Below are 22,459 nucleotides of genomic sequence, written 5' to 3' on the forward strand. Positions count from 1 at the left end.
CTCCTTCAGGCTCGTGCCGTTTCATTGCTGACCCGCTCGCGCGGGTTCTGGCTCGGCGCGCTCGCGTTCCACAGATCGAACGGGAAGGCGCGCAGCAAACGGCTGGCGATCGCATCGACGTCGGGTAGTTCGACCGGTTCGATCGCGAGCGCTTCCTCGACCGAGCGAGCCACCGGGTAGTCGGTACGCCCCGTGCCCGCGTAGTAGTCGTCGTACTTGAAGCGCGCCTCGGTGCCGCCCGCGTCGAGCAGTACCGCGGGAATTCCGTAGGCTTCGGCGAGGATCACGCCGTGCAGCGAGGCGGCGACGATCCGCCGTCCCTGCACCAGTCGGCGGATGAAGGCTGCCGGGAACTGACGCGGACTGCACATCCGGTCGCGGTAGCGCTGATAGGGTTCGGGCGGATCGTTGAGATGCGGCACGACGAGGAAATCGGTGCTCGCGAAACGCTCGGCGACGAGGGCCGCGGGGAAGAATCGCGGCGCGAGCAGCGCCGGGTCGCCGTACACCGCGGGGCAGTCGATTCCGTGCTTCACCAGGAACTCGCGAGTCAGCGGTCCGCGTACCGCGCGCACGTCCAGCGCGCGAAAGCGATGCGCATCGGCCGGGATCTTGCCGTTCACGCCCGTTCCCCAAACGGTTTCGCCGTCTCGCGCGAAATGCAGCACCGACCCGATCGAAAACAGCCGCTTGCGCTTGTTGCGCTTGTCGACGATCTCGCGGTCGGCGAGTCGCAGGATCGCGCCGACGAGGACGCGCGCGAGATAGTCGCCGACATTCGGCTCGCCGTCTTTCGGTTCCCACCAGTAGAGGCAGCGCCGTTCCTGCCAGTTCGTCATGAGTCTATCGAGGTCCACTTTGTCGTCCTACCAATGCGATCAATGCCCAGTAACTGCGAAGCGAAAATATCGAAGCGAAGGCACGCGCCTTCAGCTGCACGTTGCGACGGAACCGGCTCGACACCCATTCGACGCCGAACGCCGTGAAGGTGTAGCTCCCGACCATCGACCAGGCCGCGCCGATGGCGCCGTAGCGCGGAATCAGGATCAGGCCGAGCAGGACGCCCGTGACAACGCCGGCGAGATTGCGGATGAACCCGAGGTGTTCCAGTCCGTGCAGGCTGTAATAGAGACCGCTGACGCTCGCGAGGAAGAGGCCCGGGATGCCCAGCGCGAGGATCTCGAGAATGCCGGCCGATGCCTCGAAGCCCGGGCCGAGCACGACCCCGACGATCGGCTTCGCGCCGAGCCCGACGACGACGGCGAGGCCGAGCGCGATCAGGAAGGTCACGAAATAGGCCTGCTCCAGCCCTTCGGACGTTCGGCCCTCGTTCCAGCGGCTCATCGCCGGCAGCAGCACGCCATTGAGGATCACCGGAATCATCAACATTTGTTCGAGAAACTTGTACGCACCCGCGTACAGACCGAGCTCGCCGGTGCCGGCGAACGCGTTGAGCAGCAACTGGTCGGCACGCCCGTGCAACTGCACCAGCAGCGCCGAAGCGAAGAGGTAGGACGACCGTCGCAGCACGTGTGCCCGGATCGTCGCGCCGCGACCGGACGCCGCGGCCGGGAGGGCGGGCAGCGCGTGGCGGCGCACGAGGACGCGGCAGCTGAGCCCGAGCAACATCGCGGGCAGGACGTAGGTCGCGGCGATCACGGGGACGCCGGCGCCGGCGAGGCAAAGCCCGACCCGCACGGCCGCGAAAACGATCGCGAGGCTGATCCGGATGCGCGCGAGAAGATCGTTCTGCAGGCGGGCCTCGAAGTGGTAGACATAGGCTTCGAGCGGTGCGAACAGCACGACGCCGACCAGCAGGTAGTATTCGGCGCGGGCGCGCAGAAACACGATCGCGATCAGCAGGACGACCGCGAGGCCGACTCCGAGGAAGGCCTTGATTCTCACCGTCGCCGACAGCACCAGGCGGATTGCCCGAGCTCGCCCGAGCGCGAGAAACACTCGGCGCAGCCCGAACTCGGTCGAGACCAGCGTCAGCGCCAGATAGACCTGGAACAGTGCCAACTCGCCGAACCGCTCCGCGCCGAGATAGCGGATCACGTAGACGTTGGACAGGAACACGAGCAGCGTCAGCGCGACCCGTTCGCCGAAAAGCCAGACGAGGTTCTTCAGGACTGCGCTTTTCACGATTGCAGCACTCTCCGGAACACCGCTTCGATCCGGCGGTCACCGAACTCGGCGTCGATGAGGGACTGTCGCTCGGCGATCGGCGGGGCAGGGGCGTGGTCCGCGGCGATCGCTGCGCACAAGGTCGGGAGGTCGCGCGCGACGTGGATCGGCTCGCCGCCGATCCTCTGGCGTATCCATGACAGCGCCGGAGATTCGAGCGCGAACACGCGCGCCCCGATCGACAGGCCATAGAACAAGCTGCCGCTGACGATCATGTCGCGTTCGGCGTGCGCCAGCACGAGTCCGCGGGAGCGTCGGATCACCGCCTGCGCGAAAGCGTCCGATACGTAGCCCGGCATGAGGCGGACGTTGGGTCCGGCAAGTGCGCGCAGTTCCTCGACGTACGCCGGATCTTCGGCGGCGCCGAACACCAGGAGATTGCGCGACGCGGGAAATGCGGCGAGCAGCTTCTCGATCCGCTTGTAGCGCTCGATCCGACCGAACACGGCGTAGCAGTCGTCGGGCAGTGCAGAAAGCACTCGCTCCTCGTCCGCGGTCAGCGGCGTGTCGTCGACTCGGTAAAGCGGGTGCGGAACGTAGTCGCGATGGGCGCCGAGATCGTGGCCCGAATGGACCAGCACGACGTCGAACAGTCGTTCGAGAAGATCGAGCGCGCGCCGTGCCCGTTCGATATCACGTTCGCGGGTGCCGTGCGGGTAGAGGTTGTGCCTGACGTAAATCACCCGCCGCGCGACGCAGCGCACCGCCAACACGCGTGCGAGCACTTTCGCAAAGCCGAAAACCGAGAAGCCCTGGTCGCGCTGGCGCACCAGATCGAATTCGACCCAGTTGAGGATGGCGGCGTCGAACTTGCGCCGCACGTGCGACGGGCGCCGCAGCAGGCTTTTCGGGCGGGGCAGGTCGGACACGCTGCCGAAGGCGCCGAGAATCTCGATGACGCGCTCAACGTACTTGTTCGTGGTCCCGCCATACGGCATGTAGCCGATGCGCAACGGGCGACGCAGGGCTTCCGACGCCTCGTGGGGCGCCGCCGCCGAATCGGGGGCACTCTGCAAGTCGCGAGCGCGCAGCGTAGGGGTCGCACCGGTCGCCGTCATCGGCCGAGGTACTTCGAAACGACACCCATCTGCGGCGCATCGACGCCGGACTTCGGATGGATGCTCAGCGGGTAACTGCCCCACCAGCGCCCGGCCGCCCAGTAGGTCCAGCCGCGCCACACGTTGCGATCGGACGACAGCGACAGGAGGTGGTCGAGCGTCGCGAGGCAGGGCTCGTTTGCGGGCGTGCCGAACTCGCCGAGGAAGAGCTTCTTGTTGTTGGCTCGCGCCCAGTCGGCGATCAGCGCGAACATGTTGTCGAATCGCTCCGGGGGCTGGCATTCGGTGCCGGTGCCGGAAAAATTGGCGTCCGCGTACTGGTGGACCTCGATCAGCGAGCGGTCGAGCGGGTCGGTGAATCCGGCGAACGCCACCGCATTCGAGGTTCCGGAAAAAACCTTGCTCCACTCATGCACGCCGCTCCAGCGTCCGCCCGACACCATCAGCAGGTTCTGCACGCCGGCGCTGCGCAGATTTTGCACCGTCGTCTGCGCGAGCTCGGCCCATTGCGCGATCAGCAACTGTTTCGGCTCGTTCATGAGCCCGAATGCGACCCGGTCGGCGTCCGGAAAACGTTTTCCCATCCGGGTCCAGAAATCGACGAACGCTGCATTCGGCACGTCCTCGGAACCGATCGCCAACCCGCGGTAGGTCGCGTAGTTGTGCGCGTCGAGGATCACGCACAGACCATGCACCGACGCGGCCGCGATCGTTTTGTCGATCGCGGTCATTTCGGCCGTATCGAGCTCGCCCATCAAGGTGGGCTGCGCGCGTTCCCAGCGGAAGGGCAGGCGGATCGCAGTCGCGCCCTTCTGCGCGAAATAAGCGACGTCGTCGGCCGCGGGATAGACGTAATCCTTGTTCATGACCCCGGGCAGCTTCTTCGAATTGAACTCGGCGCCCGCCAGGTTGACCCCGACGAGCGGGCCGTCCAGGCATCCCGCCGCAGCAGCGCTACCGGCCGTTACCAGACTGCACACCAGCACGCAGCCGAGAATCCACCGGTTCGTCATGACCGTTTCTCCAGTTCGTCGTACACCTGCAGGTAACGCCCTGCGACCTGCTGCCAGTCGTAGGCGTCGGCGAAATCGATCGCCCGCGCGCGCTGCGCGGACCACGCCGCCGCGTCGTCCTTCCGGGACGCGAGAAGCCACGTCGTGACGGCATCCTCCGCGCCCGGGGGGGCGAGCACGCCCAGGCCCGAGCGCACGACAAGCGAACGGAACGGCGGAATGTCGCTCAGGATCGGGATCAAGCCTGCGCTCAGCGCCTCGATCGCGGCGAGGCCGAACCCCTCGTGACGCGACAGGCACACGAAGTAGCTCGCCCGTCCGATCCATTCGGCGAGTTCCGCTTCGCCCGGATTCGGGACGAGGTCGACCGCGCCGTCCAGCCCGTGCGCGGCGACGATCGCGCGAAGCTCCGCGAGATCGAGGTCGAATTCGCGTCCGGCGACGATCAGGCGCCAATCGGGCTCGCGCACACGAAGCCGCCCGAGCAGCTCGATGGCGCGCGGGATCTCCTTGTTCTCCGACCAGCGGCCGAAATAGATCAGCACCGGCGCCGGCCGTTCCGCCGCCCGCCCGCGGAACTTGCGCACGTTGACGCCGTTTTCGATCACTTCGAGCCGCCCGCGCCCGACGATCGGTCGGAACATGCGGCCGTCGTTGTCGCTGGTCGCGATGATCCGGTCGTAGGCGCGGACGCTGCTGCGCGTGACGGTATTGAAGAAGACGCGCTTGAGCTGCTCCGCGTAGCGCGTGTGGAAGAAGCCGCCATGCGTGGACGCGACCATCGGCCGGCGATGGAGCCAGCGGGTGGCCGCGAGGTAGTCGAAGAAGAAATCGACGCCGTGGACGTGGATCAGGTCGGTGCCGTCGAGCGCGCCCAGCACTTGAGGGCAGAGCGGATAGCGGGACGAGCCGCGGAACGACAGGCGGCGCACCGGAGTGCCGTCGACTTCCTCGTCCGCCGGCAACGGTTTGTCGCCGTCGCGAAAAACGCGGTCGAGCGTGACGACGACCGGAGAATGTCCCGAGTCCCGCTGGTGGCGCGCGATGTTGCGGACGACGTCCTCCATCCCCCCGACCGACGGGTGGTACTGGCGTACGACGTGGGCAATCCGCATCGGTGTTGGCTCCTTGTCAATCTTCTCCGCGCGATCGCGGGCGCGCCCGGCGGGCGCATTGCAAATGGGGGACTGTCCGTCCGCGGCGTGAGTCGCCCCGGCCCGCGCGGTCGCCGTCACTCGGGCGCACTCACTGCGGACGTCCTGTCCCCGGTGAGCATCCCGAGCAGGAACCACAGCACTGCCGAGGTCTTGAACGCGAATGCCGAATCCCCGCTGACGCACAACAGCAGCGCGAGATACAGCGCGACATACAGGTGGAATCGCTGCGCAACCGGAAACTGCCGCGGCAGCAGCCAGAACGCGGCCCAAATCGCGAGGCACGCGACCAGCCCGAAGTTCGCCAGCGCATACGGATAACCCATGTCGTAGTAGCGCCGCGCGGATGCTGCGACGCCGAACAGTCCGCCGCCGGGCATCGATCTCAGTGTGTCGCCGGTCAGCGTGAGCCGCCCGAGCACCGAGTCGGTGTACTCGACGCCGAGGACCGCGGCCATGCCGATCAGAATTCCGACGCAGGCGAACGGGAACGCGATGCCGATCGGCTCGCCGCCGCGCACGACGACCAGTCTCAGCAGCGCCAGCACGGCGATCGACAGCAGGCCGAAACGCGAGTCGCACAGCACCAGCATCACGAGCGCGGCGGCGACGAAAAACGCGCCGCTGCGCCACGCTTCGCGCCCTTTCGCGAGCCCCCAGGCAGCGCAGATGACGGCGAAATTGCCGAACGAAACCGGCTCGACGAACACCGACGAAGCGCGGTGCGGGCCGAGAAACGGCAGAATCGTGCGGCCGATGCCGTCCGGCCGCAGCGCGCTGGCGACGAGCTTGTCCTGACGGTAAAGGCCGATGTTCGGGTCACCGACCCCGCGCGCGAGAAAGTACGACTGGATGTCGAACACCCGCATGAACGCATCGAGCGCGAGAAACTCGAAAAACCCCACCGCCAGCACCAGCCACACGGCGGTTTTCAGCACGCGGTCGGCGACGGCTTCGTTCGCGATCGACGCGCCGACCCCGAGAAACACGAGCGGCACGAGCAGGTCGCGCAGCGGCTTCGGATCGGTCGAATCGCGCAGCAATCCCAGCGCGACCGCATTGATCAGGAGCAGCACCCCGGCGAGATAGAACCCGAGCGGCAGACGCTTGAGCAGCAGCGGCACGCAGGCCGCGAGCAGCAGCGCTTCGGTGACGACCACCGCGCCGGATCCGCCGATACCGGCCTGCGTGTGGAGCAGGACGAGCCAGAGTGGATGGCTGATCGCGAGCAGGACCAGCGCCGTGAGATAGAGACCCGGGTCGGCCGTCGCAACGGCTTGGTCGCTCGAAGTCCGATCCGCGAACCCCTTGCCCGGATAGAGTGCAGTCAGCACCGGCAGCGCCTCCGGACCGCCGGCGCAGCGACACCGAATCGGATTCCCGTCCGATCATTGCTCATTGACGACAGCCCCGAGGATGCGACTGCCGGCGGACTCGAGCGCCGATTGGAACGCGCGCAGTTCCTTCATCGGCGTGCTGTCCTTGCGCACGACGAGCAGCGTCGCGCCGCTGACCGCGGCGACGATCTGACTGTCGGCCGCGTTCTCCGCAGCCGACGTGTCGACGATGATCACTTCGAACAGCTCTTCGAGCGAGCGCAGACGCATGCCGAAGGTCGGCCGCGCGAGGAGCTCCTGCGGATTCGGCGGCAGCGGGCCCGCCGGCAGCACGTAGAGATTGCGCAGCGCGGCGATGCGCACGATGGCTTCGCTGCCGACGCGGCCGGCGAGCACGCTCGACAGCCCGTAGCGGTTGTCGACGTGGAACAGCGCATGCTGCGACGGGTTGCGCAGGTCTGCGTCGATCAGCAGCGTGCGCGCACCGGTCTGCGCGAAGACGACCGCGAGGTTCGCTGCGACGAAGCTGCGGCCCTCGCCGCGGCCCACGCCAGCGACCGCCAGCGCTTTGGCGCCAATGCGCGTATTGCTCCAGCGCAAGGTCACCTGGCTGCGCAACAGCCGAAGATGCTCCGCGGTCGTGCCGAACGGCTGGTACGCGGCGACGACCGGCGGCGCGACGATGCCGCTGCGGGCGGGGACGTACGGGTAGTCGTACTGCCGCGCGAGCGCGAAATCGATGTCGGCCTGTGAGACCAGCCCCAATTGCACCGCCGCAGCGCCGAACGGAACGCCCTTGGCCTTCTGTTCGCGCGCGACGACGTGCGCGTCGGCCGCCGTCAGCCGCCCGGTCTCGACGAGGATCGCGCCGATCGACTGCTCCTCGTTGCCGGGCAGCATTCCAATCAAGTCGTGTTGTATCGCATCCATCGCAACTCCCGTATCAGCTCGGGGACAAGGGCGCCGGGCTCAGCGCGCCGGCGGTGCAAGGCGTGTTCCCGGCAGCGCCCCGAGGACGGGGATGCCGAGGACTTCGATGATGTCGGATTCGGAGCGGACCCGCCGCCGCACCATTTCGAGCGCGATCGCGACGCCGACGCCGACGAGCAGCCCCAGCAACGCCGACATCGCGACGATCACGAGGCGGCGGGGCGCGGACGGTTCGAGCGGCGCGGTCGCGGCCGACAGCACGAACACGTTCGTCTGCTGCGCCTGGCTCTCGAGATTGGTTTCGGCAAAACGGCCCGTGACGAGGTCGTAGGCCTGCTGCGCGGTGCGCACCTCCTGTTCGAGGCCCGCCATCTCGTCGCGCCGAGCCTTCAGTTCCAGCACTTTCTCCTTCTGCCGGTCGACCGCCGCGCGCATGTCCTCCTCGCGCGCGACATTGACGCGGTCGGCGGTTTCGAGCGAACCGACGATGCGCGCGGTTTCCGTGTTCAGCCTGCGCTGCAGCGAGTCGATCTCGCGCCCGGTGCGGACGATTTCCGGGTGGTTTCGGCCGAGGCGCGCCATCGCCTGCTCGCGCTGCGCTTCGAGCCGCGCGATCTCGCTCTTCAGGCCGCCCAGAAGCGGACTCTGGATGACCTCCGGCAAGGTCTGGGCATTGCCCGATTGCCCGCTGCGCGAACGGGTCGCGTTGCGCTCGGCCTGCACCGTGACGAGCTGGCGCGACAGCTCGTCGAGGCGCGCGGTTTCGACGTCGAGCCGCTCGTCGGACGCGACGATCCCGTGCTGGCGTTGGTACTCCGACAGCTTGTGGCGTGCGGCCTCGAGCTTTCCGCGAATGCCCTGGTTGCGCTCATCGAACCACTGCGCGTACTGCCGCGCGGGCTCGACTTTCATTTCCAGATTGGTGGCGATGTACGCATTGGCCACCGCGTTTGCGATCCGCGCACATTGTTCGGCGACCGCGCAGCCGTACGAAATCGTGACGACGTTGCTGTCCCGCGCCGGATCGACTTCCAGACCGCGTTCGATCCGGTTCGCAAGCCAGACCGGAAAGGCGAGCTGCTCGCCGGTATCGGCGCGCCACTTCTCGCGCAGCGCCGCGTCATTCGAAATCGACGGATCGTTCGCCGCGCGCTCGAGCACGCGGCGGCTCGTGATCACATCGACCTGCGTCGCCATGTAACTGTTGAGCATCTGCGGCGGCAGCAGCCCGCCGAGCAGGGCATTGGCCGACTTCGCGTCGATGACCAGCGCCGTGCTCGCAGTATAGCTGCGCGGAATGACGAGAGCGGCAAGGACTCCCAGCGCTGCGATCGCCGCAAACAGCGCGAGGATCAGCCGCACGCGGGCGCGCAGGATGCGGAAGACTTGCTGGATCGTCATCGGCTGCTCCTCAGAAAAGGCTTTGCTTCACGTAGATGACGTCGTCCGCCTTCAGGCTTTCGTTGCGGTCGAGGGCGAGGACCTCGACCGCGCCGGAGCCGCTGCGGCGATGGACCTGCATGCCGCGCTCGGTGCCGCGGTTGGTCAGGCCGCCCCCGGTGGCGAGGCCCTGCATCAGCGTCATCCCGGGTTCGACGCGGTAGGCGCCGGGTTTCTGCACTTCGCCGTAAACGTAGAAGATCGGCGCACGATCGATGAACAGGATGTCGCCGCCGGAGAGCTCGACGTTCGCGTCGGGCGAGCGCGCAAAAAGATCGCTCAGCGGAATTTCCTGCCGGATCGACTCGCCATTGCGCACTCCCGTGAGAACCAGCGTATCGGCGCCGTCGGGCGCGACACCGCCCGCCATCGCGAGGAGGTCGGCGACGCGCATGTTCGCCGTTTCCAGCGGGTAACGGCCGGCGCGATTGACGCGCCCGAGAACCGAAACCTGATTGCCGCGGATTTCCATCGGGAAGATCAGCACCTGCGGGGCGTTGACGTAGCCGCCGTCCTTGAGCCCTTTCGCGATCAGCTTTTCCGCGGCCGACAGGCTCTTGCCGCCCACCGCCGCACCGCCGACGAGCGGGAAGGTCACCTGGCCGGTCTCCGACACCCGCGCCTCGGTCGTGAGATCCGGGTTTTCGAACACGGTGATGCGTATCACATCACCCGGGGCGAGCAGGTATTCCCCTTGCGCAGCGACGTTGCCGGTTGCCGAGAAGGCCGCTGCGCAGACGGCGATCGTTATTCCCAAGTGCTTCATTTTTCTCTCCTCTCCGTCTCGTGGTTCGATTTATCCGCCTGGTGCCTTCACGCTTGGCGGCGCAACGCCGGTGATTCGGCGGGCCAGCGGCGGGTCGGGGTCCGGCACCAATGCCTGCATGGCCCCGCGCGGCGCGCCTTCGGGAATCGAGATCGCTGCCATACCGCTCAGGCGACTGACTTCCGCCTCGACCGCGGCCACACGCATTTCCCGCCACAGCCGCTGCTCGATGCTCGGCGATGCGGTTTTTTCGTCGATCGGCGCGGGGCGCGTCCGCACGAGCTGGATCACGCGCAGACCGGAACTCGTGTCGAGCACGCCCACTTCCGCCTTCTTCAGCCCGTCCAGCTGTGCGACGAGATTCCCTTCGAGCTCGTCCGAACCGCGTTCGAGATCGGTCCTGACGAAGCGGATGTTTTCCCGCCGCAGCCAATCGGCCAGCGCGTCGAGCGATTCGGCCCCCCCGACGCGCCGGCGCAGTTCCGCGTGCCGCGACGGCGCCGCCGAAACGTCGAGCTGGCGCAACGTGAAGATCCGTCGGCGCGCGAACATGTTCGGGTTGTCCCGGTAGTACGCACTCATCTGCTCGGCGGTCGGGCGCGGCACGCGGCCGACGAGCGTCTCGATGTAGCTGCGCGCAAGAATCTCGCGACGCGCAGCGCTGACCGCGGACTTCTCGACCAACGCGCTGCCGGGCGTCCCTCGCAGGAACTGCTGCGCAAGCAATTCCTCGATCACCAGCTTTTCGACCAGGCGTTGGCGGGCGGTCGGATCGTGTTTCGCAACCCCCTTGTATTGCAGCGCGAGATCGACTTCCTCGGCGAGGATCTTCTCGCCGTTTACACGCGCGGCGACTTTGTCCTGATCCAGCGGCGAACACGCAGCAATCGCTGCAACCACGATGAGTCGTCCGGCCGGGCGGCGCCACATCAGGGCCTTCATGATCGCCACGCTCCAACGGCGAATTCGACCGCCGGCGCCTGCTCCTCGCACCTCAATGGCCAGCGAGACGCCGTCTCGCGACCAAGCCCGCAAGCGCGAGCGCGGCAGCGAATTGGGCAGCCGATGCGGACGCAGGAGCGGTCGGACGCGGTGTCGCGAGCCGGATCTCTTCGAGCACGCTGGTCACCTCGGACGCGGCGAACCCGAGGAAGTCGCCCGCGGGCTCCGCGAGCGGGAACTGAAAAATCGACCTCGACTTGGGCCGGTTGAAGGTGACGTCGACCGCGGCCGCGCCATAAGTGAATGTCGGAACTCCGGACTGCGAACGCAGGGCGGAAGCTTCCGCAACGAGCATCGGGCGACCGTCCGGCAAGTTCAACTCGACCGTGTCGAGCGCATGTGCGAAGAGCGGGAATACACCCGCTCCAATTAGCATCGGAAGAAGGGAACAAGGCTTTATCATCTGCGTTACCTCACCGGATTAGAGTAGATTGATGCAATGCAGATCACCTACCCCCAGATCGTGAAAAAAAGTAAGATCAGTAAGAATCAATAACTTGCAGATACCGTATGAATTGCCCAGGAAGCACCCATGCGGCACTGCGACATAACGCCTTCAGCGAAATGTCATTCAGCTACGGGAACGGGGTTTGCTGTCTCTAGTAAGCGCGAACCGCGATGGGTATGAACTCACGGAAGCGATGCAGCAGCGGAGTCGGGCACGCGTCGACGCGGTGCCGGCTCCCCGTCCGGCACGCCGCAATCAGGCCGCTGCGAGGAGTTCGCACGGTAAATCCATTCGCATGAAGGGGAGGGGGACGCAAAGGATCGCGGCGCCGGTGCGGAGGTTCATTTATCGCGCGCCGCGGCTTGTCGGAGGGGCGCCGCGCCGTGGCGCGCCCGGATCGAGCCATGCGAAGCCCCGGGGGCCGGGGGCTGGGCGGGGATGCCCGGTACGGCAATCCCCGCGCTGCGGCTAGAACTCCAGTTTCAGATCCAGGCCGTAGATGTTCGCGTCGTAATCGGAACTCGAGGCGGCGTCGGCCTCACGTTTGATGCGCACCGCGGATGCGCTCACCGTGACGGTGTCGAGCGGCCGATAGTCGAGGCTCAGCCCGTACGTACGCCGCCGGTCCTCGCCCAGCGACGACAGCGTGATGTCGCCGTGATCGCGCCGAAGACGCTCGGCCCGCGCGATCAGGGTGACCTTCGACGTCGCCGACCATGCGGCTTCCACACCGACGCCCCGGGTCAGCACGTAGTTGTCGAGCACTTCGTATTCCGAACCGATCTCCCGACGTGCAACGACCTGGAACGCCAGTTTTCCCGTCGGCTGCCAGTCGAACGCGATGCGTCCGCTCGGCCCCGAAAAATCCAGGTTGCGGATCGTCGAATACTCCCGATCCGTGTAGCCGACGTAACCGGACAGCTTGCTGATACCCGAGAGGACCCAGTCGCCGCGCAGCCGCAAGTCCCGCTGGGTGTACTCCGGATCCCGTGTCGCGGTCGCGGCGCGATTCGGGTATTCGCCGTCGGCGCGCCGCAGGACGAGCGACAGGCGGTTGCCGGACTTCGGGCGGAATCCGACGCCCGCTTCGAACGCCGTCTCGTCATACTCGGACGCCGCGGAGCGGGCATCGGAGTAGCGGCTGCGGGTGTGTTCCGCTCCCGCGACGATGGACCAGTCCGGGTGCAGCCAATAGTCCGCGTCGAAGACCGCGCGCCGCAGCGTATTGATGCTGCGCACGCGCCGATCCACGTCGTCGAAACTTCGCGGCGCCTCACGCTGCTGCAATTGCGCCGTCCCGGTCCATTGCTTTCCAGCCGCCCAGTCCCAGCGCATGAGGCCGCTCTTCGTCGTGCTGTCGAGTTCGTCGTGTTCGTCATAAGTGCGGCGTACGACGTCGAGCGATGCGACCACCCGCTGCAGGCTGTACATGTGATCGAAAGTGAGGCCGACCGCGCTGCGGTTGATGCGGTCGCTCTTCGAGCGCCCGTCGGTCGGACGCTCTCCGTCCGGCACGCGGAACACGTTGTCGTCCCAGCGAATGGAATGCGAAAGGCGCACGCCGAAGCCTTCCTCCCGCTCGGTCAGCAGTTCCGCCGCAACCGCGGGCAGCGAACCAAGTGCAAGCGCGACGGCCAGCAAGGACACGACAGGGCGCCGCAGGTTTTCCGGCGCGTCGGACAGCGCGTTTTCTGGTGCGGGATCGCCGACAACCGCTGTTACATCTGACATAAATTCAAAACCCCCTTCGTTCGAGCTCGTGCTATGAATAGGCCGCTCGCTGCGCCTCGACCCGCCGACGCCCATAATTCTGCCGCAGGAGTGCCCCGTGCCGAATTCGACGACTCTGTCTTCCTCCCACGTACCGATTCACGCAGCAACGAAAAGCAACGGTTTTTTCTACGGCAGCTTTTCGATGGCAAGCATAGTCGAATCGGTGCTCGATCCGGTTGTTGCCATCGGAATGCTGTTTGCTGTCGCACATTCGTTTCGCGTAGTCGCCGACGGCCACTACGTGATCCTCGCGCTGCTGACCTTCTCGCTGACTTTTCCGGGCGACAGCCATCTCCGCGAAAATGTCGCGACGATGACGCGCAGGACAATATTGAACTGGACCCTGATCGCGTTCGCATTACTCGCGGTCGGCTATGTAACAGGCTACGTCCATTACTTCTCCGCGCCGGTGCTGCTGGTTTGGCTTGCCGGAACGCCGGTCGCGCTCGTCGCGGCGCATGCGATTTCGCGCATCGCGCTGCCGCATCTGATGTCGATGTCGGCCACCCAGCGTCGCGCGGTGATCGTCGGCGCAAACGATATTGCGGCGCAACTCGCGCGCCGGATCGACGAAAATTCCTTCCTCGGTGTGCGCTTGCTCGGTTTTTTCGACGATCGAGGGGGCGACCGCATCGCGAACGAGCTCTCCGACGAAGTGCCGGGCGAGCGCCTCGGCGCGATGCGCGACCTCGGCGAGTACGTGCGAAGGGAGGGGGTCGATCACATCTACATCGCGCTCCCGATGGTGAGCCAACCCCGGATCCTGCAGATCCTCGACGACCTCAAGGACACCACGGCGTCGATCTTTTTCGTGCCGGACATGTTCGTGACCGACCTGATCCAGGGCCGAGTCGACCATGTTGCGGGCATGCCGGTGGTCGCCGTCTGCGAGACGCCGTTTACCGGTCTGAACAGCCTGATCAAGCGCGTCTCCGACATCGTCCTCGCCACCACGATCCTCGTGTTGATCGCCCCGGTGCTGCTGATCGTCGCGCTCGGCGTGAAGCTCAGTTCCCCGGGGCCGGTGATCTTCAAGCAGAACCGCTACGGCCTCGACGGGCGGCGGATCCTGGTCTACAAGTTCCGCTCGATGACGGTTTGCGAGGACGGCGATCAAGTCGTCCAGGCGACGCGTGCAGACTCACGTGTGACGCGCTTCGGGGCGTTTCTCCGCCGCACCTCGCTCGACGAGCTGCCGCAGTTCGTCAACGTGCTGCAGGGGCGCATGAGCATCGTCGGCCCGCGGCCGCACGCGGTCGCGCACAACGAGACGTACCGCCAGCTCATCAAGGGTTACATGGTTCGGCACAAGGTGAAGCCGGGAATCACCGGCTGGGCGCAGGTGAACGGCTATCGCGGGGAGACCGAAACCGTCGACAAGATGGCGCGCCGGATCGAATACGACCTCGACTATCTGCGCCACTGGTCGCTCTCGCTCGACCTGAAGATCGTCCTGGCGACCGTCCGCCTGGTCGCGCGGGATGCGCAGGCGTACTGAGTGCGGCAGGACGCAGGACGGCGGAGGAGGGGAGCGGCGCCCCTTTCGACAGACGGCAGGGTCGGAAGCACCAAGCCGTCGGAAAACGGCCGAGCCCTCGCCGGCTGCCGTCGAAAACATTCCACGGCGCCGAGCCCTCGAAGAACAGTCGGCTGCGAAAAACAAAAAGGGCGTCCGCCGATGGACGCCCTTTTTCGTTGAAGCGGCTCGCGGTCAGGCGTTCTCGGCCTTCGCGGCGCGCTTGCGCTCGTTTTCGGTCAAGTAGCGCTTGCGCAGGCGGATCGACTTCGGCGTGATCTCGACGAGTTCGTCGTCGGCGATGAATTCGATCGCGGATTCGAGCGTCAGCGCGATCGGCGGGACCAGGCGCACGGCTTCATCGGTGCCCGAGGCGCGCACGTTCGTCAGCTGTTTGCCCTTGATCGGGTTGACGACGAGGTCGTTGTCGCGCGAGTGGATGCCGATGATCATGCCTTCGTACACCGGATCGTTGTGCGTGACGAACATCCGGCCGCGGTCCTGCAGCTTCCACAGCGCGTACGCCACGGCCTGGCCGTCGTCCTGAGAAATCAGCACGCCGTTGCGCCGCTCGCTCATCGCGCCGGCGACCGGGGCGTAGTCGTCGAACACGTGGCTCGCGAGGCCGGTGCCGCGCGTCAGCGTCAGAAACTCGCCCTGGAAGCCGATCAGTCCGCGCGCCGGGATACGGTATTCGAGCCGCGTGCGGCCTTTGCTGTCGGACTGCATATCCTGCAGCTCGCCGCGCCGGCGGCCGAGTTCTTCCATCACGCCGCCCTGGTGATCCTCCTCGACGTCGACGGTAAGCATTTCGTACGGCTCGCACTTGACGCCGTCGATCTCGCGGAAGACGACGCGCGGTCGGCCGACGGCGAGTTCGAAGCCCTCGCGCCGCATGTTTTCGAGCAGGATCGTCAGGTGCAGTTCGCCGCGCCCCGAGACGAGGAACACGTCCGAGTCGTTGGTGTATTCGACGCGCAGCGCGACGTTCTTCAGCAGTTCCTTCTCGAGCCGCTCGCGGATCTGGCGGCTCGTGACGAACTTCCCTTCGCGGCCGGCGAGCGGCGAAGAGTTGACCATGAAGTTCATCGTCAGCGTCGGCTCATCAACCGCGATCGGCTTCATGCCTTCCGGATTGTCGGGGTGGCAGATCGTGACGCCGATGTTGACCTGGTCGACGCCCGACACGAGAACGATGTCGCCCGCTTCGGCATAATCGGCCTGGCTGCGCTCGAGGCCCTTGAAGGTGAGGATCTGACCGATCTTCGCCTTGCCGCGGTTCTCGTCTCCGTACATCACGACGACTTCCTGGTTCGGGCGAACGCTGCCGCGCTTGATGCGGCCGATGCCGAGCTGTCCGATGTAGGTCGAGTAGTCGAGCGAGCAGACCTGCAGCTGCAGCGGCCCATTCGCGTCGACTTCCGGCTGCGGCACGTGCTCGAGGATCGCCTCGTACAACGGCTTCATGTCGGTGCCGGGCTTGCTCGCGTCGAGCATCGCGAAACCATTCAGCGCGGAAGCGTAGACGACCGGAAAATCGAGCTGCTCGTCGGTCGCGCCGAGTTTGTCGAACAGATCGAAAGTATGGTTGATGACCCAGTCGGGACGGGCACCCGGGCGGTCGATCTTGTTGATGACGACGATCGGCTTCAGGCCCAGCGCGAGCGCCTTGCGCGTGACGAATCGCGTCTGCGGCATCGGACCTTCGACCGCGTCGACGAGCAGCAGTACGCCGTCGACCATCGACAGCACGCGCTCGACCTCACCGCCGAAGTCGGCATGTCCCGGCGTGTCGATGATGTTGATGTGGGTGTCGCCGTATTCGACCGCGCAATTCTTTGCGAGGATCGTAATGCCGCGCTCCTTCTCCAGGTCGCCGGAGTCCATGACCCGTTCGGAGACCTGCTGGTTCTCGCGGAAGGTGCCGGATTGACGCAGGAGCTGGTCGACGAGGGTCGTCTTGCCGTGGTCGACGTGCGCGATGATGGCGATGTTGCGGATGGAGCGGGACATGTGGGTCCAGACGTCTTGAAAAAGTTTTTGATTTTAGCACGCGGATGACGCATCGCAGCAGGCGCTTTTCGTTAAATCAGCAGCCTCCGATCGATCGGATCCGGCTGCGAGAGGCGGGAGCAGGGCGTTTTAGCCGCATGCTAGAATCGCCGCCGCTTTTCATCCGGAGACAGGTTTCATGCTCGCAATCATCGGCGGCAGCGGACTCACGCAGCTTTCGACGCTCGAAATCACCCGGCGGGAAGTCGTCCGCACGCCATACGGCGAGCCGTCCGGCGCCGTCACGTTCGGCACCTTGGCCGATCGCGAAGTCATGTTTCTCGCGCGCCACGGTTACGGCCACACGATCCCGCCGCACCAGGTCAATTACCGCGCGAACATCTGGGCACTGAAGCACGTCAAGGCCACGGCCGTCGTGTCGGTCGCATCGGTCGGGGGCATCCGCGCGGATTTCGCGCCCGGCACGCTCGTCGCGCCGACCCAGATTATCGACTACACCTGGGGCCGCAAGAGCACATATTTCGAGGGCGGCGAAGAGGCGGTGCGCCACATCGACTTCACCCATCCGTACGACGAACCGCTGCGCCAGCGCATCCTCAAGGCGGCGGCGGTGGCGGGCGAAGCAATGTTCAACGGCGGGGTCTACGCGGCGACGCAAGGCCCGAGGCTCGAAACCGCGGCCGAGATCAACCGCATGGAGGGCGACGGTGCCGACCTCGTCGGGATGACCGGGATGCCGGAAGCCGCGCTCGCCCGCGAACTCGGCCTGCCTTACGCGGCGATCAACGTGGTCGCCAATTACGCCGCCGGCCGCGCGTCGAGCGAAGCCGGCATCCACTTCGACCATATCGAAGCCGTGCTGCACGAAGCAATGATCCGCGTGCGCCGCGTGCTCGAGGAAGTCTGCAAGGCGTAAGGGGGCGACGCAGGCTGCAATAGCCCACTCGCGACGAGCGGAATCAGCGACGGCTCGGGGCAAGGAGGCCGCACCGGAATAGGGCGCGGCTCCCCTCCCAAGGTCCACGTCGGACCGCCCGAATCACCAGTAAAAATTCAGCGACTGCTGGCCGGTTCCGGCCACGTTCGCGTCGCGCGTCTGTTCGCGGCCGTTCGCGGTCGCAGAGACGCGGTATTTGCCGGGAGGCAATTTCGCGAGCACGAGCGGCCCCTCGGAGTCGAGTTCGAGCACCTTCCGGCCATTGCCTCCGGTGATGACGGTCTTCACGCCCGACAGGTAATCGCCCGATTTTTCCGCGAACGTCAGTTTGAGATTGAAGTCCCGCGCGATGGCGAGAATGGCCGTGCGTTCGCCTTCGCCGACTCCGCCAGTCACGTAGCGCACGCCTTCGAATTCCCGTACATCCGGTGCGGCAACGTCGCTAGACGGGGGCGCGGCGGTTTGCGCGACGGCGATATTGCCCACCTGCGATGCCATGACGGCGACGAGGGCGGCAACGAGGATATGCTTTTTCATCCCATGCTCCACTATTTGTTGCGACGCTCGTAGGTTCCGACAAGTTGCGCCTCCGCGAGGACGTGCCCCTTCATCGCTGCTTCGAGCACCGCCTTCGTCGGCTCGCCGAGGTCGGGCAGGACGACGTCGAGCGCGTACAGTTTGTGAAAATAACGATGCCGACCGATCGGCGGGCAGGGCCCTCCATAACCGGTCCGGTCCCAGTCGTTCTTGCCTTGCCGCGTCCCCGGCGGCAGTTCGGTGTCGCTGATCGCCGCCAGCAGACCGGGCGTGGTCGGAGGCAGGTTGTACAGCACCCAATGCACCCAGGTTCGCTGTGGCGCGGCGGGATCGGGCGCGTCGGGATCATCGACGATCAGCGCGAGGCTGCGCGTTCCGGCTGGCAGACCGGTCCAGCCTAGCGGCGGGGATGCGTCGCGATCGTCGCAGGTGTAAGCGGCGGGGATCGAACCGTTGTGGCCGAAGGCTTCGGAAGTCAGCTTGAAAGCCATGCGTGCTCCTTGTCAGGCAACGCCGGGGCAAAAGACTTTCCACATGCGGAGTGGGATCGGCGCCCCGGGTTGTCGTCTTGACCGCGCCAGACCGCTCGCGTTCGCCGTGCGACGGCTGGCAGGATTCGTGCGACAGCGATTGGGACAAACCCGGCGCGCGGCGAGAGAACGATCCGCACGGCGGCGGCAAGCCGGAGAGTCGGGCGCGAGCGGCTTCGAAACCGCAACTTCCGCTCACACTTTAGACAGCCGCCCCTCCGCTTCTCCCGGTGCGGGTCCCGCCCGAAACCGGCCGCGGAGTATCTTTCCGGTACTTGCTGTCTACATTGGAGATTTGACCAGCGACCCCTAACCGGAGAGGCGATCATGAGCACGGCGACAAAAAGCGAAAGGCTTTCAACGACTAGCGCCGGTCGGCCGCGCGCCGGCCGCCCGCATCGGTTCGAAAAGTCCGCGACAACGCGCAAGATCGACAAGACAGGCGGCAGCTTCGACGGGCGCTTCGGCGAAGATGTCAGCCGCCCGGACGACATGCTCCCGACCCACCGTCGCACCGTCGCCGCCACCGACACCCAAATCCGCTTCGGAAGCGGCGAGAGCTCGCTCGGCACCGTGCTCGTTGCACAGAGCGAGCACGGCATCCGCGCGATTCTTATCGGCGACGACCCGGACGCGCTGCCCCGCGATCTCCGCGACCGCTTCCCGCGCGCGCAACTGATCCACGGCGGCGCCGGATTCGATCGGATCGTGGCTCGCGTCGTTGCCTTCGTGGAAGCGTCGCAATCCGGTCTCGACCTGCCGCTCGACCCGCAGGGCACCGCGTTCCAGCAACGGGTTTGGGAGGCACTGCGCAACATTCCGGTCGGCCAGACGGCGAGTTACAGCGAAATCGCACGCCGCATCGGCGCGCCGAAGGCGATTCGCGCGGTCGGGAGCGCCTGCGCGGCGAACGCGATCGCCGTCGCGATTCCCTGTCACCGTGCGGTGCGCAGCGACGGCTCGCTATCCGGCTACCGCTGGGGCACCGAGCGCAAGCGGGCGTTGCTCGACCGGGAAGCGAAGAGGTGAGCCCGACGATAGCGAGAGCAGGGCGCCGGCTGGCATCGACATCCCGCCACGATCGATCCGTCAGGCCGCCTGGAACGAGATGACGAAGATGACTGATGATTTGTTCGGGCTCGCCGAAGAATCCGATCTTCGTCCGGAGACCCTGGCTCCGGGGGCCGTCGTCCTGCGCGGGTTCGCCCGGGGCGACTCGGCTGCGCTCGTCGCGGCGCTGCGCGAGGTCAGCGCCGAAGCACCGTTCCGCCACATGAGCACGCCAGGCGGCTTCCGGATGTCGGTCGCGATGACCAACTGCGGCGAACTCGGCTGGACGAGCGACGCGAGCGGCTATCGCTACACCGCGCTCGACCCGGATACCGGTCGACGCTGGCCGCGGATGCCGACTTCGTTCCTGCGTCTCGCGCAAGCCGCGGCGCTGCAGGCCGGATTTCCCGGCTTCGTTCCCGACGCCTGCCTTGTCAATCGCTACGAGCCGGGCGCGAAGCTGTCGCTGCATCAGGACAAGGACGAGCGCGACTTCACCCAACCAATTGTGTCGGTGTCACTCGGCATCCCGGCAATTTTCCTGTTCGGCGGCGAAAAACGCGCCGAAACGCCACGCCGGATCTTGCTGACGCACGGTGACGTCGTCGTCTGGGGAGGTCCGGCGCGGCAACGCTATCACGGCGTGATGCCGCTCAAGTCCGGTGAGCACCCGCTTGTCGGCACGCGCCGCATCAACCTGACCTTCCGCAAGGCGGGATAATACGGAGCATGTCTTTCGCTGCCGATGCGCCTTTCTTGCTGACCAGTTCCGTCGAATTGCCGGCAGATTTCAGCCCCGATGCGATCCTCGCGTTCCACGGTCGGGACGCGTCCGGCGTCGCCGAACGGGTCGACGCGCGAACCTTGCACAAGGGCCTCGCGTGGGAGGGAAGGGCAGCATGCGTTACGATCCGCTTCCACCCCGACCATGCCGAAGCACTGCTCGCAGTCGATGGCGAGCCGGTCGACGACCCGACGAACACCTTCGACCGCATGCTGCGGCGGATGCTCGGCCTCACGCAGCCGGTCGCCGAATTCGAGCGCACCTACCGCTCGCACCCCGTGATCGGCCGGCTCATCGCGGCCCGACCCGGACTGCGCGTTCCGGTGTCGCCGACGCCGTTCGAGGCCTTGACCTGGGCGATCACCGGCCAACAAATTACCGTGAAAGCTGCACTTTCCCTTCGACGAAAGATGATCCAGGCGGCCGGGCTCACGCATTCGGGAGGTCTTGTCTGCTATCCGGACGCCCAGCGCCTCGCGACACTCGAGGAGGCAGACTTCCGCGCGGCCGGCTTCTCTCGCACCAAGGCGCTGACCCTGATCGGCCTCGCCGCCACAGTCCGTAGCGGCGAAATCCCGCTCGACGCCTGGATCGACGATCTGCCCGTCGACGAAATCCGCAAGCGCTTGCTCAGTGTGCGCGGCATCGGACCGTGGACCATCGACTACACGCTGCTGCGCGGTTTCGGCTGGCTCGACGGGTCGCTGCACGGCGACGTCGCAGTCCGCCGCAACCTGCAAACACTGCTCGGCGAACCGGAAAAGATCACCGAGGACAACGCGAAGCGCTGGCTCGCGCAATTTTCGCCGTGGCGCGCGCTAATCGGCGCCCACCTGTGGGCGCTCAAGACGTCGGATATTTATTGAATCCGACGGGCGCGCATGAAATTCCGAAGTAAGACGGTGCTCTCGGTCGGGGCTTCGAGAACGAACGCTGCGGATCTCCGGCTCGGCGTCCATCCGGAATGTCACGACGTCGGCCGGGGTCATGGCTTCCGATACTTTCGACCCGTGTAGTTCAAATCGCGATAATCGGTATTATGTAAACTTGTAAAATAAAGAAGTCGTCGATTTCGATCTCGATGAAACTCGGCGCCATCCGCTCGCCGCGGGCAGTCTCGAACGCGGCGCTCCTGCTTGCCCCCTCAACGGCTGGCAGAACGAATACGGGCAAAAACCGCCGAAGGAATCAGGACGACGTGGTCGAGTCGTCGGACCGTGTCCTTGCGCGTCGAGGTCATCGTGAGGCTGCCGGACACAATGCCGTAGAAGCAGCGCCCTTCGGCGTCAATGGCGGGACTGCCGGAAAAACCGCTCTCGACGGTGCCGGGGATCACCGCCTGCCTGCCGTCGCGAAGCATCGAGAACGCGCGGTCGTCGATTTCTAGCTTGTATAGAGGGCTGCTGCTCGGCGCGAACATTTCGAGTTTGTTCAGCCGCGTCACGCTGACCTGGTCGCCCGGTTTTGGCTCGTCGCACGCCGGCATCGCCAAGAGGCCGCCGGGCTCGGCAACCCGCAGGACCGCGGCATCGGACTCGGGCGCCAGCAACTCGATGGCGGCGTCGAGCTGAACCGTGTAATAGCTGTTAGCGTCGGCAGCGACGAGGATCACGCGCGCGTCGGGTTCGGCGTCGGCAAACAGGTGGGCGGCGGTCAGGACGCGGCCTTCGCCGACGTAAACGCCCATGCCTTCGGTCACGTCGTCGGGTGAGCGCTCCAGTCTCACTCCTACGATTGACCGCGCCGTGACGTCGAAATCCTCGGCTGCGGCGGGTGCGCCACCCATCGTGATGAGTCCCATCGCCACAAAGATCGCAGCGGATCCGGCGAGCGTTCGGCTCTGACGTGTCATCGCTTCCCCCAGGATGGATGGGCCGGCGCGCTGAAAAATTCAGGGCCGCCTTGCAATCCGCCGCGGTCCGGATCGTACGCGGTCGTTCGATCATGACATCGACGCTCGTGCGAGGTTCGATCGGAACCGAGA

20 protein-coding genes are annotated in these 22,459 nt (G+C 66.0%); 5 read left to right on the forward strand and 15 right to left on the reverse strand.

The annotated features are described in order from the left end of the window. Window positions 1-5: 5 nt before the first annotated feature. The 11 genes from ROZ37_RS11625 to epsL all read right to left on the reverse strand — a co-directional run bounded on the left by ROZ37_RS11625 (window position 6) and on the right by epsL (window position 13,066). Entirely contained in the window at window positions 6-839 is an 834-nt protein-coding gene (locus ROZ37_RS11625; RefSeq protein ID WP_312659526.1) for a polysaccharide pyruvyl transferase family protein, read from the reverse strand. A gap of 4 nt (window positions 840-843) precedes the next feature. Beyond that, window positions 844-2,145, reverse strand: coding sequence for a flippase (locus ROZ37_RS11630; RefSeq protein WP_312659527.1), 1,302 nt, complete (start codon window positions 2,143-2,145; stop codon window positions 844-846). Continuing rightward, window positions 2,142-3,245, reverse strand: coding sequence for a hypothetical protein (locus tag ROZ37_RS11635; protein ID WP_312659528.1), 1,104 nt, complete (start codon window positions 3,243-3,245; stop codon window positions 2,142-2,144). The genes ROZ37_RS11630 and ROZ37_RS11635 overlap by 4 nt, the downstream gene beginning before the upstream one ends. Beyond that, window positions 3,242-4,258: a glycoside hydrolase family 5 protein gene (locus ROZ37_RS11640; RefSeq protein WP_312659529.1), complete on the reverse strand. Its 1,017-nt coding sequence runs from the start codon at window positions 4,256-4,258 to the stop codon at window positions 3,242-3,244. Before ROZ37_RS11640 ends, ROZ37_RS11635 begins: the two co-directional genes overlap by 4 nt. Next, window positions 4,255-5,373, reverse strand: a complete 1,119-nt coding sequence (locus ROZ37_RS11645) for a glycosyltransferase family 4 protein (RefSeq protein ID WP_312659530.1) — start codon at window positions 5,371-5,373, stop codon at window positions 4,255-4,257. The genes ROZ37_RS11640 and ROZ37_RS11645 overlap by 4 nt, the downstream gene beginning before the upstream one ends. A gap of 116 nt (window positions 5,374-5,489) precedes the next feature. Beyond that, the gene (locus ROZ37_RS11650; protein WP_312659531.1) at window positions 5,490-6,746 is read right to left on the reverse strand and encodes a hypothetical protein; all 1,257 of its coding nucleotides are present in this window, start codon (window positions 6,744-6,746) and stop codon (window positions 5,490-5,492) included. A gap of 54 nt (window positions 6,747-6,800) precedes the next feature. Then, complete coding sequence (gene epsG, locus ROZ37_RS11655; RefSeq protein WP_312659532.1) at window positions 6,801-7,679, reverse strand: chain length determinant protein tyrosine kinase EpsG; 879 nt, start codon at window positions 7,677-7,679, stop codon at window positions 6,801-6,803. A gap of 39 nt (window positions 7,680-7,718) precedes the next feature. Next, window positions 7,719-9,080, reverse strand: a complete 1,362-nt coding sequence (epsF, locus tag ROZ37_RS11660) for a chain length determinant protein EpsF (protein WP_312659533.1) — start codon at window positions 9,078-9,080, stop codon at window positions 7,719-7,721. A gap of 10 nt (window positions 9,081-9,090) precedes the next feature. Beyond that, window positions 9,091-9,885, reverse strand: a complete 795-nt coding sequence (epsE, locus tag ROZ37_RS11665) for a polysaccharide export protein EpsE (RefSeq protein ID WP_312659534.1) — start codon at window positions 9,883-9,885, stop codon at window positions 9,091-9,093. Window positions 9,886-9,915: 30 nt separating this feature from the next. Then, window positions 9,916-10,827, reverse strand: a complete 912-nt coding sequence (locus ROZ37_RS11670) for an EpsD family peptidyl-prolyl cis-trans isomerase (RefSeq protein WP_312659535.1) — start codon at window positions 10,825-10,827, stop codon at window positions 9,916-9,918. A gap of 976 nt (window positions 10,828-11,803) precedes the next feature. After that, window positions 11,804-13,066: an XrtB/PEP-CTERM-associated polysaccharide biosynthesis outer membrane protein EpsL gene (epsL, locus tag ROZ37_RS11675; protein WP_312659537.1), complete on the reverse strand. Its 1,263-nt coding sequence runs from the start codon at window positions 13,064-13,066 to the stop codon at window positions 11,804-11,806. Window positions 13,067-13,250: 184 nt separating this feature from the next. Here epsL and ROZ37_RS11680 point away from each other — a divergent pair, with 184 nt between their 5' ends. After that, complete coding sequence (locus tag ROZ37_RS11680) at window positions 13,251-14,606, forward strand: undecaprenyl-phosphate glucose phosphotransferase (protein ID WP_312659539.1); 1,356 nt, start codon at window positions 13,251-13,253, stop codon at window positions 14,604-14,606. A gap of 213 nt (window positions 14,607-14,819) precedes the next feature. On the opposite strand, the gene typA is transcribed toward ROZ37_RS11680, so the two are convergent. After that, window positions 14,820-16,637 carry a translational GTPase TypA gene (gene typA, locus ROZ37_RS11685; protein ID WP_312659541.1) on the reverse strand — a complete coding sequence of 606 codons (1,818 nt, stop codon included), beginning with the start codon at window positions 16,635-16,637 and terminating at the stop codon, window positions 14,820-14,822. A 178-nt stretch (window positions 16,638-16,815) separates the two neighbouring features. On the opposite strand from typA, the gene ROZ37_RS11690 reads away from it, so the two are divergent. Then, complete coding sequence (locus ROZ37_RS11690) at window positions 16,816-17,553, forward strand: S-methyl-5'-thioinosine phosphorylase (RefSeq protein WP_312659542.1); 738 nt, start codon at window positions 16,816-16,818, stop codon at window positions 17,551-17,553. A 123-nt stretch (window positions 17,554-17,676) separates the two neighbouring features. Here ROZ37_RS11690 and ROZ37_RS11695 read toward each other — a convergent pair whose 3' ends face one another. Together ROZ37_RS11695 and ROZ37_RS11700 are read right to left on the reverse strand one after the other, a co-directional pair. After that, a complete protein-coding gene (locus ROZ37_RS11695; RefSeq protein ID WP_312659543.1) occupies window positions 17,677-18,111 on the reverse strand; it encodes a carboxypeptidase regulatory-like domain-containing protein in 435 nt (144 codons plus the stop codon). A gap of 11 nt (window positions 18,112-18,122) precedes the next feature. Beyond that, complete coding sequence (locus tag ROZ37_RS11700) at window positions 18,123-18,602, reverse strand: YbhB/YbcL family Raf kinase inhibitor-like protein (protein ID WP_312659544.1); 480 nt, start codon at window positions 18,600-18,602, stop codon at window positions 18,123-18,125. Window positions 18,603-18,968: 366 nt separating this feature from the next. Between ROZ37_RS11700 and ROZ37_RS11705 the strand changes: the two genes are divergently transcribed. The 3 genes from ROZ37_RS11705 (at window position 18,969) to ROZ37_RS11715 (ending at window position 21,341) form a co-directional block, all read left to right on the forward strand. Beyond that, a complete protein-coding gene (locus ROZ37_RS11705; protein ID WP_312659545.1) occupies window positions 18,969-19,670 on the forward strand; it encodes a methylated-DNA--[protein]-cysteine S-methyltransferase in 702 nt (233 codons plus the stop codon). An 88-nt stretch (window positions 19,671-19,758) separates the two neighbouring features. After that, complete coding sequence (gene alkB / locus ROZ37_RS11710) at window positions 19,759-20,412, forward strand: DNA oxidative demethylase AlkB (RefSeq protein ID WP_312659546.1); 654 nt, start codon at window positions 19,759-19,761, stop codon at window positions 20,410-20,412. A gap of 35 nt (window positions 20,413-20,447) precedes the next feature. Then, window positions 20,448-21,341 carry an AlkA N-terminal domain-containing protein gene (locus ROZ37_RS11715; RefSeq protein ID WP_312659547.1) on the forward strand — a complete coding sequence of 298 codons (894 nt, stop codon included), beginning with the start codon at window positions 20,448-20,450 and terminating at the stop codon, window positions 21,339-21,341. A 278-nt stretch (window positions 21,342-21,619) separates the two neighbouring features. Here ROZ37_RS11715 and ROZ37_RS11720 read toward each other — a convergent pair whose 3' ends face one another. Next, complete coding sequence (locus ROZ37_RS11720) at window positions 21,620-22,327, reverse strand: serine protease (RefSeq protein ID WP_312659548.1); 708 nt, start codon at window positions 22,325-22,327, stop codon at window positions 21,620-21,622. Window positions 22,328-22,459 lie beyond the last annotated feature (132 nt).

Source organism: Aromatoleum sp., from assembly GCF_032027225.1.
Classification (GTDB): domain Bacteria; phylum Pseudomonadota; class Gammaproteobacteria; order Burkholderiales; family Rhodocyclaceae; genus Aromatoleum.